This window comes from Segatella copri (genome assembly GCF_009495355.1).
In the GTDB taxonomy this organism is placed as follows: Bacteria; Bacteroidota; Bacteroidia; order Bacteroidales; family Bacteroidaceae; genus Prevotella.
Map to the genome: position 1 here is coordinate 26,678 of NZ_VZAD01000057.1, position 16,018 is coordinate 42,695.

The following is a 16,018-nucleotide window of genomic DNA, read 5'->3' on the forward strand; positions in this document are numbered from 1 at the left end:
TTTTTGCATCATTTTTCCCCCTCATATATATATAATGTGTAAATTTGCATTAGTAAGCTAACAGAAGAATATTGCCAAGAGTTTTAAAGTGAAGGAATTAACAATCACATAACTAATATAGATATTCATCACTAACTAAAAATTAATAACCAGTCAATCTTATGAAGAGATTTACTACAAGGCTATGGGCAGTCCTTATGCTCATGTTGGTCTCCTTGCAGACGATGGCTACCGATGTGTTTACATCGAATCGTACTGACTTCCGAGACGAAAGTATCTATTTCATGATCACCACCCGTTTCTACGATGGAGATCCTAAAAACAATGTGCTCTGCTGGGACAACCAGGAAGCACAGATGAGTACCAAGGACCCTTGTTGGCGAGGTGACTTCCAGGGTGTCATCGACAAGCTCGACTACATCAAGGCGTTAGGTTTCACAGCCATCTGGATTACTCCTGTCGTACAGAATGCATCCGGTTATGACTACCACGGCTATCATGCTTCGGATTTCTCCAAGGTAGATTGCCGTTATCAGAGCGGTGACGGCAAAAAGAGCGGTGACGTGATGTTCCAGGAACTCATCGACAAGGCTCACGCCAAGGGTATCAAGATTATCCTCGATATCGTGCTCAACCACTCCGGTAACTTCGGTGAGGAGCATTTTTGCAAGGAGTTCGACCGTGATACCCGTCTTCGTAACCAGGCAGACATCAATGCTTGTATGATTCCTAATTTCGAAACATTGGGTAGTGACTATCCAAGTCTTTTGCCTGCGGCACAGTATCAGCGTCGTCTTGCCCTGATGAAGAATACCGATGGACAGAATCATGATTCACACAACTATTGGCACCATTTGGGTAGCTTCAACTGGGACTTTCCTAATCGTTGGTGGGCTCAGATTGCAGGTGACTGTGTGGACTTCAATACTGAGAATAATACAGTGGCTGAATATCTTGTCAAATGCTATGGCAAATTTATCGAGATGGGTGTAGATGGTTTCCGTATTGATACATCCGGTCACATCTCTCGTCTTACCTTCTGCAAGCAGTTCATTCCTCAGTTTACTGCCCTCGGTAAGAAGTATGAGGACAAGCGATTGAACAAGGCTCCATTCTTCATGTATGGTGAGGTTTGTTCCCGTTACAGTGGTGTGCAGTACCGTGGTCAGGACAACCTTTCACCTTTTTATTATACATGGCAGGCTCCACAGAACTTGTTGGATAGCTTTGATGGCAGCCAGTCATACTGGGACACTCAGGAAATTTATGACACAGGTTCAGGTTATGATGATAAGCTGATGCCTCTCTGCGAGAAAGATAATGCGAATTCTCCAGAAAGCAACAATACCTTTATGCTGAATGGCGCATGGCATGAGCCAGACTATTCTCAGTCAAGCGGTTTCAATGTGATCGACTTCCCATTGCACTACAACTTCGGTAATGCTGCCACCGCATACGGCTTGGCAAAGTCTGGTGATATGAAATATAATGACGCTACCTATAATGTGGTATATGTAGACAGTCACGACTATGGTCCTGGGTCAGGGTCTCGTTTTGGCGGCTCTGACGCTCAGTGGGCAGAGAATCTCTCTCTGATGTTCACCTTCCGTGGAATCCCATGTCTCTATTATGGTTCTGAGGTAGGTTTCCGTCGCGATGTTGTGATTGACAGAGGTCCTAATGGTCCTCTTTCTGAAACTGGTCGTGCTTACTTCGGTGGTTATATCACAGGTGATGTAGAAGCATCAGACTTCGGTGTATACAAGGCTTCTGGTAATGCGGCTGCCTCATTGAATCATGATGTGGCTCAGCACCTCATCCGTCTGAACAAGATTCGTCAGGCTGTTCCTGCTCTCCGTAAGGGTCAGTGGACTAGCGATGGTTGTACTCCTGCCAATGGTGGTATCGCCTTCAAGCGTGCTTATAAGGACAGTTATGCACTCGTAGCCCTCAATGGTGGTGCTACTTTCACAGATTGCCCAGCTGGTACTTATACAGACTTGGTAACAGGCAAGACTTACACAGGTTCTACTATCACTGTTGATGCTCCTAATAATCAGGGTCAGGTTCGCGTACTCGTGAAAGACTGGACTGATGGCAAGCTCATTGATGATGGTGCTTTCATCTACGATACAACAGCCAAGTCTCTGGGTGACCAGACCTATGATGGTAATGAAGAGGCTGGTACAACTTGGGTTGACGAGGCTCCTCTTATGCCTGTAAGCGTTTCTCTTTCTCCAGCTGGTGGTAATTTCCGCACCAATACGGTAACTGTTACCGCTGAGGTCTCAGAAGATGCTACGTCTGCTTGGTATCAGATAGAGGGACAGGACAAGGTTGATTTGACCCCTGGTAAGCCTGTTACCTTCACTATCGGTGAAGACATGAACTTCAATGACACCAAGACAGTGACTTGGAGTGTAACAAGCTCTGAAGGCAAGGAGAAGACTGGTAAGGTTACATATACCAAGGTAGATCCTAACGCAGCTATCACCGTATATGTAAAGGCAGACAAGGCTCCTTACATCCACGCTTGGACAACAGGTGTTGACGGTAAGAATTTGACAGGTGCATGGCCTGGTAAGGTAATGAAAGGTCCTGAGGAGATTGATGGTGCTAAATACTGGTCTTACTCTTTCGATGGCGTAGAGAACTTCAATGTCATCTTGAATAATGGTAGCGGTGCTCAGTCTGGTAATATCACTGGTATCACAAGCGATATCTACTTGGAGTATGATGGTGCTAAAAGTGCCAAGAAGATTGATGCTCCTGTCAATGCTGCAGCTAAGGTTACTTTGAGTCCTAATGGTGGTGACTTTGAGAAGACTATCTCCGTAACAGCAACCCTCAGCAACAATGCCAAGAGCGGTTGGTATAAGATTGGCGATGGCGAGCAGGTTAATCTGACTCCTGGTAAGTCAGTTACCTTCACTCTCGGTGCTGACATGATGGAAGGCGAGAGCAAGACTGTAACTTGGAGCGCAACTAATGCAGAGGATAAGGCTAAGACAGGTTCTGCAACCTTCAACAAGATTAAAGAGGTAGTTGTTCCTACTCCAACAGGTATCTTCGCTTACTTCCTCGCTCCTTCAGACTGGAGTCAGGTTGACTGCTGGGCTTGGAATGGTTCAGAAAACTTTACCGGTGGTAACTGGCCAGGTGTAGCTTGTACCAAGACTGGTATGAAGAAGAATGGTTTGGATGTCTGGATGTGGAAGTATGATGGCGATTTGACAACTGCTCCTACTAAGATCATCTTCAACAACGGCAGTGGTACGCAGACAAAGGATTTGGAATTCGAAAACGGTGCAGTTTATAACCTTGCCGGTAAGACCAATGAGACTATCTCAACAGGCATCAACCAGACTGTAGCAGCTCAGAAGGCTGGCGCAGTGAAGATTTACACCCTCTCAGGTGTGAAGGTTGCCGAGGTAAGCAACGCTCAGGATGCTGAGTACATCTTGGCTCCAGGTGCTTATATCTGCAATGGTAAGAAGTTTGTGATTAAGTAACTTTTGATGATTGCAAATTGTCAATATAAATGAAGGTTTAGTTAATTAGGTTTTATTAAGTGCTATTATTAAAAAGGGGATTGCAGTGATGCAGTCCTCTTTTTTTGTTTTTCTGTCTGCTGTTTGTCAAGATTTGCGTGTAAACGTTTGCACATAATTATTCATTCTTTTTTGCATCATATTTCCCCAGATATATATATAATGTGTAATTTTGCATTAGAAAGCTAACAAAACTTAGATAATGACATTTTCATCACTAACTAAAAATTAAATAACCAGTCAATCTTATGAAAAGATTTACCACAAGGCTATGGGCAGTCCTTATGCTCATGTTGGTCTCCTTGCAGACGATGGCTACCGATGTGTTTACATCGAATCGTACTGACTTCCGAGACGAAAGTATCTATTTCATGATGACCACTCGTTTCTACGATGGTGATCCATCTAATAACGTGCTCTGCTGGGATAACCAGGAAGCACAGAAGAGTACCAAGGACCCTTGCTGGCGAGGTGACTTCCAGGGTGTTATCGACAAGCTCGACTACATCAAGGCGTTAGGTTTCACTGCCATCTGGATTACTCCTGTCGTACAGAATGCATCCGGTTATGACTACCACGGCTATCATGCTTCGGATTTCTCCAAGGTTGATTGCCGTTATCAGAGCGGTGACGGCAAAAAGAGCGGTGACGTGATGTTCCAGGAACTCATTGACAAGGCTCACGACAAGGGTATCAAGATTATCCTCGATATCGTGCTCAACCACACCGGTAACTTCGGTGAGGAGCATTTTTGCAAGGAGTTCGACCGTGATACTCGTCTTCGTAACCAGGCAGACATCAATGCTTGTATGATTCCTAATTTCGAAACATTGGGTAATGACTATCCAAGTCTTCAGCCAGGTTATCAGTATCAGCGTCGTCTTGCCATGATGAAGAATACCGATGGTCAGAATCATGATCCTCACAACTACTGGCACCATTTCGGTAACTTCAACTGGGACTTACCTAATCGTTGGTGGGCTCAGATTGCAGGTGACTGTGTCGATCTGAATACTGAGAATAATACAGTGGCTGATTATCTTGTCAAGTGCTATGGCAATTTCATCAAGATGGGTGTAGATGGTTTCCGTATTGATACATCCGGTCACATCTCACGTCTTACCTTCTGCAAGCAGTTCATTCCTCAGTTTGCTGCCCTCGGTAAGAAGTACGCGGACAAGCGATTGAACAAGGCTCCTTTCTTCATGTATGGTGAGGTTTGTGCCCGTTTCGGTAGTGTGCAGTACCGTGGTCAGGACAACCTTTCACCTTATTATTATACATGGAAGGCTCCACAGAACTTGATGGATAGCTTTGATGGCAGCCAGTCATATTGGGACACTCAGGAAATCTATGACAGTGGTACAGGTTATGATGCTAAGCTGATGCCTCTCTGCGAGAAAGATAATGCTGATTCTCCTGAAAGCAATAATACCTTTATGCTGAATGGTGCATGGCATGAGCCAGACTATTCTCAGTCAAGCGGTTTCAATGTAATCGACTTCCCATTGCACTACAACTTCTCTAATGCAGGAAGTGCATACGGCTTGGCTAAGTCTGGTGATATGAAATACAATGATGCTACTTATAATGTAGTATATGTAGATAGTCATGACTACGGTCCTCAGCCAAGTGATGGTATCCGTTTCTCTGGTAGTGATGCTCAGTGGGCTGAGAATCTCTCTCTGATGTTTACCTTCCGTGGAATCCCATGTCTCTATTATGGTTCTGAGGTAGGTTTCCGTCGTGGTTCTGTGATTGACAAAGGTCCTAACGGTCCTCTCTCTAACACCGGTCGTGCTTACTTCGGTGGTTATATCACAGGTGATGTAGAAGCATCAGACTTCGGTGTATACAAGGCTTCTGGTAATGCGGCTGCCTCATTGAATCATGATTTGGCTCAGCACCTCATCCGTCTGAACAAGATTCGTCAGGCTGTTCCTGCTCTCCGTAAGGGTCAGTGGACAGACGAGGGTTGCAAAGCCAATGGTGGTATTGCCTTCAAGCGTGCTTATAAGGACAGTTATGCACTTGTAGCCCTCAATGGTGGTGCTACATTCACAGATTGCCCAGCTGGCACATATACTGATATTGTTACAGGTCAGACATATACTGGTTCTACTATCACCGTAGAAGCTCCTCAGACTCAAGGTCAGGTACGTGTACTTGTAAAGGATTGGACTGGCGGTGTAATAGGTGAGGATGGTCCATTCATCTACACAACTGCTGCTCAGCATAAGAGTGGTCAGGACTATGATGGTAATGAAGAGGCTGGTACAACTTGGGTTGACGATGCTCCTCTTCAGCCAGTAAGCGTTTCACTTTCTCCAGCTGGCGGAAGTTTCCGTACCAATACGGTAACAGTTACTGCTGAACTCTCAGAAGATGCTTTATCTGGTTGGTACCAGATAGAGGGACAGGACAAGGTAGATTTGACTCCTGGTCAGGCTGCCACCTTCACTATCGGCGAAGGCATGAACTTCAAGGACACCAAGACTGTGACTTGGGGTGCAACAAGCTCTGAAGGCAAGGAGAAGACTGGTAAGGTTACATATACTAAGGTAGATCCTAACGCAGCTATCACCGTATATGTAAAGGCTACTAATGCTCCTCACATCCATGCTTGGACAACAGGTGTTGACGGTAAGAATTTGACAGGTGAATGGCCTGGTAAGGTAATGGACGGTCCTGAGGTGATTGATGGAGATAATTACTGGACTTACTCTTTCGATAACGTAGAGAAGTTCAATGTCATCTTGAATAATGGTAGCGGTGCTCAGTCTGGTGAAATCTCAGGTATCACAGGCGATATCTACTTGGAATATGACGGTGGTTCAAGTGCCAAGAAGATTGATGCTCCTGTCAACACAGCAGCTAAGGTTACTCTGAGTCCTAATGGTGGTGACTTCCAGAAGACTGTTACCGTAACAGCAACATTGAGCAACAATGCCAAGAGCGGTTGGTACAAGATCGGCGATGGTGAGCAGGTGGCTCTTACTCCTGGTAAGGCTGCTACCTTCACTCTCGGTGCTGACATGATGGAAGGCGAGAGCAAGACTGTAACTTGGAGCGCAACCAGTGCAGATAACGCCACCAAGACAGGTTCTGCTACCTTCAACAAGATTAAAGAGGTAGTTGTTCCTACTCCAACAGGTATCTTCGCTTACTTCCTCGCTCCTTCAGACTGGAGTAAGGTAGACTGCTGGGCTTGGAATGATTCAGAAAACTTTACTGGTGGTAACTGGCCAGGTGTAGAATGTACCAAGATCGGTGTGAAGAAGAATGGTTTGGATGTCTGGATGTGGAAGTATGATGGCGATTTGACAACTGCTCCTACCAATATCATCTTCAACAACGGCGGTGGTCAGCAGACAAACGATTTGGTTTTCGAAAACGGTGCAGTTTATGACCGCAACGGTAAGACCAATGAGTCTATCTCAACAGGCATCAATCAGACTGTAGCAGCTCAGAAGGCTGGCGCAGTGAAGATTTACACCCTCTCAGGTGTGAAGGTTGCCGAGGTAAGCAACGCTCAGGATGCTGAATACATCTTGGCTCCAGGTGCATATATATGCAATGGAAAGAAGTTTGTGATTAAGTAATGTTAGAATTGTAAATATAATTAAGGGTTAGTAAATTTGGTTTTATTAAGTGCTATTGTTATTAAGGAGGGTTGCAGTGATGCAACCCTCTTTTTTGTTTTACAACCCTTCACTTTGTCAATATTTTGTGTAATCGTTTGCACACGTTTATTCGTTCTTTCCTGCATATTTTTTTCCCTCATATATAAATAATGTGTAAATTTGCATTAGTAAGCTAACAGAAGAATATTGCCAGTAGTTTTAAAGTGAGAAATTAACAATCAAAACTTAGATAATGACATTTTCATCACTAACTAAAAATTAATAACCAGTCAATCTTATGAAGAGATTTACAACAAGGCTATGGGCAGTCCTTATGCTCATGTTGGTCTCCTTGCAGACGATGGCAACGGATACGTTTACCAGCAATCGTACTGACTTCCGAGACGAAAGTATCTATTTCATGATTACCACTCGTTTCTACGATGGTGATCCTAAAAACAATGTGCTCTGCTGGGACAACCAGGCAGCGCAGATTGAAACAAAAGACCCTTGCTGGCGAGGCGACTTCCAGGGTGTCATCGACAAGCTCGACTACATCAAGGCGCTTGGTTTCACTGCCATCTGGATTACTCCTGTCGTACAGAACGCATCCGGTTACGACTACCACGGCTATCATGCCATGGATTTCCAGCATGTAGACTGCCGCTATCAGAGCAGTGATGGTAAGAGCGGTGACGTGATGTTCCAGGAACTCATCGACAAGGCTCACGCCAAGGGTATCAAGATCATTCTTGACATCGTGCTCAACCACACCGGTAACTTCGGTGAGGAGAAGCTCTGCAAGCTGTTCGATCGTGACACACAACTTCGCAACCAAGCTTACATCGATGCTTGTATGACCCCTACAGAAACTTTGGGTAGTGACTACCTGACCATCCTTCCAAAAGATCAATACCAGCGTCGTCTTACCATGATGAAGAATATGAATGGTCAGAACCAGGATATTCACAACTACTGGCATCATTTCGGTATGTTCGGTTGGGATGATCCATCCCGTTGGTGGGGTCAGATTGCCGGTGACTGCGTAGACCTCAATACAGAGAACGACGAGGTAGCTAAGTATCTCGTAGATTGCTATGGTCAGTTCATCAAGATGGGTGTGGATGGTTTCCGTATCGATACCTCCGGTCATATCTCACGACTCACTTTCAACCATCAGTTCATTCCTCAGTTTACAGCCCTCGGTAAGCAGTACGAGAATAAGCGATTGAACAAGGCTCCTTTCTTTATGTATGGTGAGGTTTGTACCCGTGGTCACGAAGCAACCTATAGAGGTCAGGCCAATCTTTCTTGCTACTTCTATACATGGAAGTCGGATGAGTCTTTGATGAACCAGTGGGATGGAAGCCAAAGCTTCTGGGACAGTCAGGTATTGCCAGAGGGTTCTGGTCCTGTCGGTCCTCAGGAACTCTGCGGTAAGGAAACATTTGGTGACAAGAAGAGCGAAAATGCTAAGATGATCAATGGTGCATGGCATGAGCCAGACTATTCTGAGGCAAGTGGTTTTAATGTCATCGACTTCCCAATGCACTATAGCTACAATACAGCTAAAGATGCATTCCGTCTCGGTCAAGAAGATGAACTCTATAATGACGCTACATACAATGTAGTATATATTGACAGCCATGACTACAGTCCAGGCCCTAACGATCTCAACCGTTTCGGTGGTACAGATGCTCAGTGGGCTGAGAACCTCTCTCTCTTGTTTACCTTCCGTGGTATTCCATGTATCTACTATGGTTCTGAGGTTGGTTTCCGTCGTGGTGTAAGAATCGACCCAGGTCCTAACGGTCCTCTTTCTGAAACTGGTCGTGCTTACTTCGGTGGTTATATCACAGGTGATGTAACAGCAACAGACTTCGGTGAGTATAAGGCTACAGGTAACGTAGCTGCTTCTTTGAATCACGATGTAGCTCAGCACCTCATCCGTTTGAACAAGATTCGTCAGGCTGTTCCTGCTCTCCGTAAGGGTCAGTGGACAACAGATGGTTGTAAGGCAACAGGTAAAAATGGTATCGCTTTCAAGCGTGCTACTAAGGATTGCTATGCGCTCGTAGCCCTCAATGGTGGTGCTACCTTCACAGATTGCCCTGATGGTACATATACCGACGTGGTAACTGGTAAGACATATACAGGTTCTACTATTGAAGTAGAAGCTCCTGCTACTCAGGGTCAGCTCCGTGTTCTCGTAAAGGACTGGAAGGGTGGTAAGATCGGTGAGGACGGTGCTTTCATCTACGATACAACAGCCAAGTCTCTGGACGGTCAGGCTTATGATGGTAATGAAGAGGCTGGTACAATTTGGAACGAGCAGGGCCCTATTCAGCCAGCAAGCGTTTCATTCTCACAAGCCGGTGGATCATTCCGTACTGAGACTATTAACCTGACAGTTACTCTCTCTGAAGACGCTAAGTCTGGTTGGTATCAGATACAAGGTCAGGATAAGGTGAACTTGACTCCTGGTGTGAGTGAGAACCTTACCATTGGCGAAGGTATGAACTATGGCGACACCAAGACTATTGAGTGGAGCGCAGAGGCCCAGGACGGTAAAGTAAAGAGCGGTAGCTTGACCTTCAAGAAGGTGGACCCTAACGCTACTATCATGGTTTACGTACAGGCAGAAAATGCTCCTTTTATCTATGCTTGGTCAAAAGGTTCTTCTGTTAAGAAATTGACAGGTGATTGGCCTGGTACAAAGATGACAGAGTCTGAAGAAATCAATGGCGAAAAGTACTGGACTTACGCTTTTGATGGCGTAGATAACTTCAATGTCATCTTGAATAATAATAGCGGTGCACAGTCTGGTGAAATCTCTGGTATCACAGGTGATATCTACCTGAAGTATGACGGCGGTGCAAATGCTCAGAAGATTGACGCTCCTGTCAATACTGCAGCCAAGGTTACTTTCAGCCCTAACGGTGGTGACTTCGAGAAGACTGTTACCGTGACAGCAACATTGAACAACAATGCCACGAGCGGTTGGTATAAGATCGGTAATGGTGAGCAGGTAGCTCTTACCCCTGGTAAGGCTGCTACCTTCACACTCGGTGCTGACATGATGGAAGGCGAGAGCAAGACTGTAACTTGGAGTGCAACCAATGCAGATAACGAAACCAAGACAGGTTCTGCAACCTTCACCAAGAAGAAGGAAGTAGTTATTCCTACTCCAACAGGTATCTACGCTTACTTCCTCGCTCCTTCAGACTGGAGTCAGGTTGACTGCTGGGCTTGGAATGATTCAGAAAACTTTACCGGTGGTAACTGGCCAGGTGTAGCATGTACCAAGACTGGTGTGAAGAAGAATGGTTTGGATGTCTGGATGTGGAAGTATGATGGTGATTTGACAACTGCTCCTACCATGATCATCTTCAGCAACGGCAGTGGTCAGCAGACCAAGGATTTGGTTTTCGAAAACGGTGCAGTTTATAACCGTGACGGTAAGACCAATGAGTCTGTCTCAACAGGCATCAACCAGACTGTAGCAGCTCAGAAGGCAGGCGCAGTGAAGATTTACACCCTCACAGGTGTGAAGGTTGCCGAGGTAAGAAACGTTCAGGATGCTGAATACCTCTTGGCTCCAGGTGCCTACATCTGCAATGGCAAGAAGTTTGTTATCAAGTAATATTGAAATTTTAGTAACTCATCAATAGTAATAAGTTTTTTTAGCCCGATTCTGCTTCGTGAGAAGCGGTATCGGGCCTTTTTTATGTCCAAAAGGATAAATATTTATGTTCAAAAGGATAAATAAAGTAAATAATTTCTCATATTGCGATAACTTTGTGTAACTTTGTAGCGAAAATAAAAAACTGAAACGCAATGAAAATAGGAGATAAAGTAAGATTCCTGAGTGAGGTGGGAGGCGGCAGAGTCTCTGGCTTCCAGGGTAAGGACATCGTATTGGTGGAGGATGAGGACGGATTTGAGATTCCTACCTCAGTGCACGATGTGGTAGTGGTAGAGCAGGACGACTATGCCATGGGCAAGATGATATCTGCCAAGATGGAAGCCCAGCAAAAAGCCGAGGAGCATGCTGCCACCGAACTGCATCAGGACAGCAGAAGCATCAAGTCGATTCTCAACGACCATGATGAGCAGACCGATATGCATGTCGACGAGTATGACGCTGCAGACCGAGAGATTACCTTCCGTGCTCCTGTGCAGGAACGTGAGGGAGGAAACAAGCTGAGTGCATACCTCGCCTTTGTGCCTGTGGACATCAAGGAGATAACCCATACCCGCTTCGAGACCTATATTGTCAACGACAGCAACTACTATATACATTATTCATATCTCGTGGCTGAGGGCAATGCCTGGACACTGAAGTCGGTAGGAGAGGTGGAACCCAACACCAAGTTCTTCATTGAGGAGTTCGGCCGTGAGGTGCTCAATGACATGGGCCGCATTGGTGTTCAGCTGACCGCCTACAAGAAGGACAAGCCTTTCTTGCTGAAGCCAGCTATCGACGTGCAGTTCCGCATAGACCCCGTGAAGTTTTACAAACTGCATGTCTTTGAGGAGAACGAATTCTTTGAACAGCCTTCTCTGCTCTTCACCATTGTCGACAATGACGAGGTGGCACGCCCCTTGGTGGTAGACTCCAAGCGACTGAAGGAACAGATGTACAAGGACGAGAAGATCATTGCCCACGAGGGCAAGAAAAAACGTCAGAAGGATGACGGCACCCTCGTGATAGATCTGCATGCCGATGAGTTGTTGGAAACGACAGCGGGTATGAATGCTGCCGACATCCTGCATTATCAGCTCGATGTGTTCAAGAAGACCATGGACGAGAACAAGAAGAAAAAAGGTCAGAAGATAGTCTTCATCCATGGCAAGGGAGAGGGTGTGCTGCGCCATGCCCTCGTTCATGAACTCAACTATCGCTATAAATCGTGCACCTATCAGGATGCTTCCTTCCAGGAGTATGGATACGGTGCTACGCAGGTCACGATTAAGTAAAGTAATTTAACTTTCGCAAATGGTTCAAGTACGGGCTGAAGGCCTCAAAGCCCATATAAGCAGCACGCCCTGAAAGGGCAGAAGCTCTTAGCCCAGGGCATCGCCCTGGGTATAAAGGCAATCAGCAATGCGCCCTGTAAGGGCAAAAGCTTTATGTATTGCCAGGAGTTTTAAAGCTTTTGCCCTTACAGGGCGACAGATTTGCGTCCAAAACAACCCAGGGCGCTGCCCTGGGCTAAGAGCTTCTGCCCCTTCAGGGCGTGCTGCTTCTGTGAGCTTCTGCCCCTTCGGGCGTATAGAGCATATTTACTAAAGTTCAATAAGGTAATATTAATTATGAAATACGGATTTATCAAGGTTGCCAGTGCCGTTCCGATGGTGAAGGTGGGCGACGTAAAATATAATGTAGAGCAGATAGAAAACCTCACCGTACAGGCAGAGGGCAAGGGTGTGGAAGTCATCGTCTTCCCAGAGCTCTCGGTCACAGGTTACAGTTGTCAGGACCTCTTCAGCCAGAACCTCCTCTTGGAGGTGGCAGAGCAGGGCGTGATGATGCTGCTCGACTTTACACGCAAGCTCGACATCATCACCATTGTAGGAGCACCCGTAGTGGCAGGCGACCTGTTGCTCAACTGCGCTGTAGTGATACAGCAGGGACAGATATTGGGCATTGTGCCCAAGACCTATCTGCCCAACTACAGCGAGTTTTATGAGAAACGATGGTTTGCCTCAGCGCAAGACCTCTTGGAGACAGAGATTCGGTTTGCCGGACATACGGTGAAGGTGACTCCTGACCTGCAGCTGTTCCGTACTTTCGACGGTGTGCGCTTCGGTGTGGAGATATGCGAGGACGTATGGGCGCCAGCACCTCCCAGCAACAAGTTGGCGCTGGCAGGTGCCGACCTGATATTCAACCTCTCAGCCTCGGACGAGCTGATAGGCAAGCACAACTATCTGAAGAGTCTGCTGTCGCAGCAGAGTGCCCGCACCATGACAGGATATGTATACAGTTCGTGCGGCTTCGGCGAGAGTACACAGGATGTGGTGTATGGCGGTAATGCCCTTATCTACGAGAATGGACAAATGCTTGAAGAAGGCGAGCGTTTTGCCACTGTTTCACAGATGGTTACAGCACAGATAGATGTGGAGCGACTCCGCTCAGAGCGTCGCACCAACTCTACCTATGTCAATGCACAGCGCAACATCAAATATTCGATACTCGACCATCAGTTTGGCATTCGCAACATCGAGGCATCTCCAGCCGAGAACGACCGTGAGTTTGTGTTGGAGCGCCCTGTCAACCCTCATCCCTTCATTCCTACCTCTGCCGACATGAAGGCATCGTGCGAGGAGATATTCAATATCCAGCTGATGGGACTTGCCAAGCGCATTGTGCACACCTGCGCCAAGACAGTGGTAGTGGGTATCAGCGGAGGTCTTGACTCGACTTTGGCCCTCTTGGTTTGCGTGAAGACTTTCGACAAGTTGGGTATGAACCGCAAGGGAATCGTAGGAGTCACCATGCCTGGTTTCGGAACCACCGACCGCACCTATAACAACGCTCTGACGCTGATGCAGAGCTTAGGCATCACCATTCGCGAAATCAGCATCGCCAAGGCAGTGACCCAGCATTTTGAGGACATAGGCCATGACGCCTCCGTGCACGATGTGACCTACGAGAACTCACAGGCACGCGAGCGTACACAGATACTGATGGACCTTGCCAACCAGTTGGGAGGAATGGTGATAGGTACAGGCGACCTGTCGGAACTCGCTTTGGGATGGGCCACCTACAATGGCGACCACATGAGCATGTATGGTGTGAATGCCAGCATACCCAAGACCTTGATTCGCCACTTGGTGAACTATGTGGCAGAGAGTGGGGTAGACGAGCAGAGCCGCAACACCCTGCTCGATATCATTGATACACCTATCAGTCCGGAGCTGATACCTGCCGACGAGAATGGCAACATCAAGCAGAAGACCGAGGATCTTGTGGGACCATACGAGTTGCACGACTTCTTCCTGTATTACTTCCTGCGTTTCGGCTATCGCCCTGCCAAGATCTATCTCTTGGCAAAGAAGGCATTCATAGATACTGATGTGCAGCGTGTGAAAATCAGCGACAACGATCCTGACAGCTATGATGAGGAAACCATCAAGAAATGGCTGAAGACCTTTGTGCGCCGCTTCTTCAACCAGCAGTTCAAGCGCAGTTGTCTGCCCGATGGTCCAAAGGTGGGAAGTGTGAGTCTGAGTCCCCGTGGCGACTGGCGCATGCCTTCGGATGCCAACTCCACCATCTGGCTGCAGGATGCCGAGAATCTATAGACAGTATAAACTCAGACAACTTTCATGGTTATCATCCTGACAATATTGGCTTACTTCGCGGTGTTGCTGCTCTTCAGCCGCCTCACATCGAGGCAAGCCAACAACAATACGTTCTATCGTGGCGACCGACGTTCGCCCTGGTACATGGTGGCTTTCGGAATGGTGGGAGCTTCCATCTCGGGCATCACCTTCGTCAGTGTGCCTGGCATGGCGATGCTGAGTGGCATGACTTACCAGCAGATGTGCTTAGGCTTCATCGTGGGTTACTTCCTGGTGGCATTCGTCCTGTTGCCGGTATATTATCGGTACAACCTCACCACCATCTATACCTATCTGCTACACAGGTTGGGCAACCGTTCCTACAAGACGGGAGCTTCCTTCTTTCTGTTGTCGAAGATGACAGGAGCAGCCGTGCGCTTCTTCGTGGTGTGCTTCATCCTGCAGCACTTCGTACTCGACAACATCGGTGTTCCCTTCTGGCTCACCGTGCCATCGATGGTGGTGCTCATCTGGCTCTATACACGCAAGGGAGGCATCAAGACATTGGTATGGACCGACACCTTTCAGACACTCTGCATGTTTGCCGCGCTTCTCCTTATTATATATAAGGTGACAGGACAACTCGGAATGACACCCACGGAGGCCATCGCAGCTATCAGCCAGGATGAATACTCGCGCATCTTTGTCTTCGACGACTGGGTGTCGCGACAGAACTTCTGGAAACAGTTTCTCAGCGGTATCTTCGTGGTCATCGTGATGACTGGTCTCGACCAGGACATGATGCAGAAGAACCTGACCTGCAAGACACTGCGTGAAGCCCAGAAAGACATGTGCAGCTATGGTTTCGCCTTCGTGCCAGCCAATCTGCTCTTCCTCTCCCTCGGTGTGCTGCTGATGATGCTGGCCAAGTCGCAGGGCATGGCCCTTCCCGAAAAGCCCGACGACCTGTTGCCTATGTTTGCTGCCTCGGGAGCCTTGGGAGCTATGGTGACCGTGTTCTTCACGATAGGAGTGGTGGCAGCCAGTTTCTCGAGTGCCGACTCTGCTCTTACCGCCCTTACCACCAGTGTATGCGTGGATATCTTCGGGCGCGATGAGGATGAAGATCTCCGCAAAAAGGTGCATCTCGCCGTGGCATTGGTCTTCATGCTCTTCATCATAGGCTTTGGAGCCCTCAACTCGACGAGTATCATCGATGCCATCTATATCCTGTGCTCCTATACTTACGGTCCGCTGTTGGGACTCTTTGCCTTCGGACTGATGACCCACAGAAAGGTGAACGACAGGTGGGTGCCCTGGATATGTATCGCCAGTCCGCTGATATGCTTTGCCGTCGATACCCTGACCATGCAGCTTACGGGCTATAAGTTCGGCTATGAGCTACTGATGCTGAATGGCGCCCTGACCTTTGCTGGATTGGTGCTGAGTGGTATCGGGCAAGGAGTTAAGGAGTTAAGATGTTAAGGAGTTAAGACAAATGCTTTATGGCTCAGTATACAACCAAAAAGGCTGTTGGCTATAACTTCTAACGAC

The 16,018-nt window shown here is 47.3% G+C and carries 6 protein-coding genes; all 6 read left to right on the plus strand.

What is annotated here, in order from left to right:
- Positions 1-161 precede the first annotated feature (161 nt).
- The 6 genes from F7D20_RS06705 (at position 162) to F7D20_RS06730 (ending at position 15,949) form a co-directional block, all read left to right on the plus strand.
- Positions 162-3,512, plus strand: coding sequence for an alpha-amylase family glycosyl hydrolase (locus F7D20_RS06705; RefSeq protein WP_158463364.1), 3,351 nt, complete (start codon positions 162-164; stop codon positions 3,510-3,512).
- A gap of 287 nt (positions 3,513-3,799) precedes the next feature.
- Positions 3,800-7,153, plus strand: coding sequence for an alpha-amylase family glycosyl hydrolase (locus F7D20_RS06710; protein ID WP_158463365.1), 3,354 nt, complete (start codon positions 3,800-3,802; stop codon positions 7,151-7,153).
- Positions 7,154-7,472: 319 nt separating this feature from the next.
- Positions 7,473-10,817 (plus strand): alpha-amylase family glycosyl hydrolase, encoded by a 3,345-nt coding sequence (locus tag F7D20_RS06715; RefSeq protein WP_158463366.1) that lies wholly within the window; start codon positions 7,473-7,475, stop codon positions 10,815-10,817.
- Between the two features lie 194 nt (positions 10,818-11,011).
- Positions 11,012-12,154, plus strand: a complete 1,143-nt coding sequence (locus F7D20_RS06720; RefSeq protein WP_158463367.1) for a DUF2027 domain-containing protein — start codon at positions 11,012-11,014, stop codon at positions 12,152-12,154.
- A gap of 336 nt (positions 12,155-12,490) precedes the next feature.
- Positions 12,491-14,485, plus strand: coding sequence for an NAD(+) synthase (locus F7D20_RS06725; RefSeq protein ID WP_158463368.1), 1,995 nt, complete (start codon positions 12,491-12,493; stop codon positions 14,483-14,485).
- Between the two features lie 24 nt (positions 14,486-14,509).
- The gene (locus F7D20_RS06730; RefSeq protein WP_158463369.1) at positions 14,510-15,949 is read left to right on the plus strand and encodes a sodium:solute symporter; all 1,440 of its coding nucleotides are present in this window, start codon (positions 14,510-14,512) and stop codon (positions 15,947-15,949) included.
- Positions 15,950-16,018: the final 69 nt, after the last annotated feature.

Bases quoted from the DNA above. Each gene is read 5' to 3' on its own strand.
- F7D20_RS06720 (WP_158463367.1), top strand. From the start codon at position 11,012: ATGAAAATAGGAGATAAAGTAAGATTCCTGAGTGAGGTGGGAGGCGGC.
- F7D20_RS06715 (WP_158463366.1), top strand. From the start codon at position 7,473: ATGAAGAGATTTACAACAAGGCTATGGGCAGTCCTTATGCTCATGTTG.
- F7D20_RS06710 (WP_158463365.1), top strand. From the start codon at position 3,800: ATGAAAAGATTTACCACAAGGCTATGGGCAGTCCTTATGCTCATGTTG.
- F7D20_RS06705 (WP_158463364.1), top strand. From the start codon at position 162: ATGAAGAGATTTACTACAAGGCTATGGGCAGTCCTTATGCTCATGTTG.
- F7D20_RS06725 (WP_158463368.1), top strand. From the start codon at position 12,491: ATGAAATACGGATTTATCAAGGTTGCCAGTGCCGTTCCGATGGTGAAG.
- F7D20_RS06730 (WP_158463369.1), top strand. From the start codon at position 14,510: ATGGTTATCATCCTGACAATATTGGCTTACTTCGCGGTGTTGCTGCTC.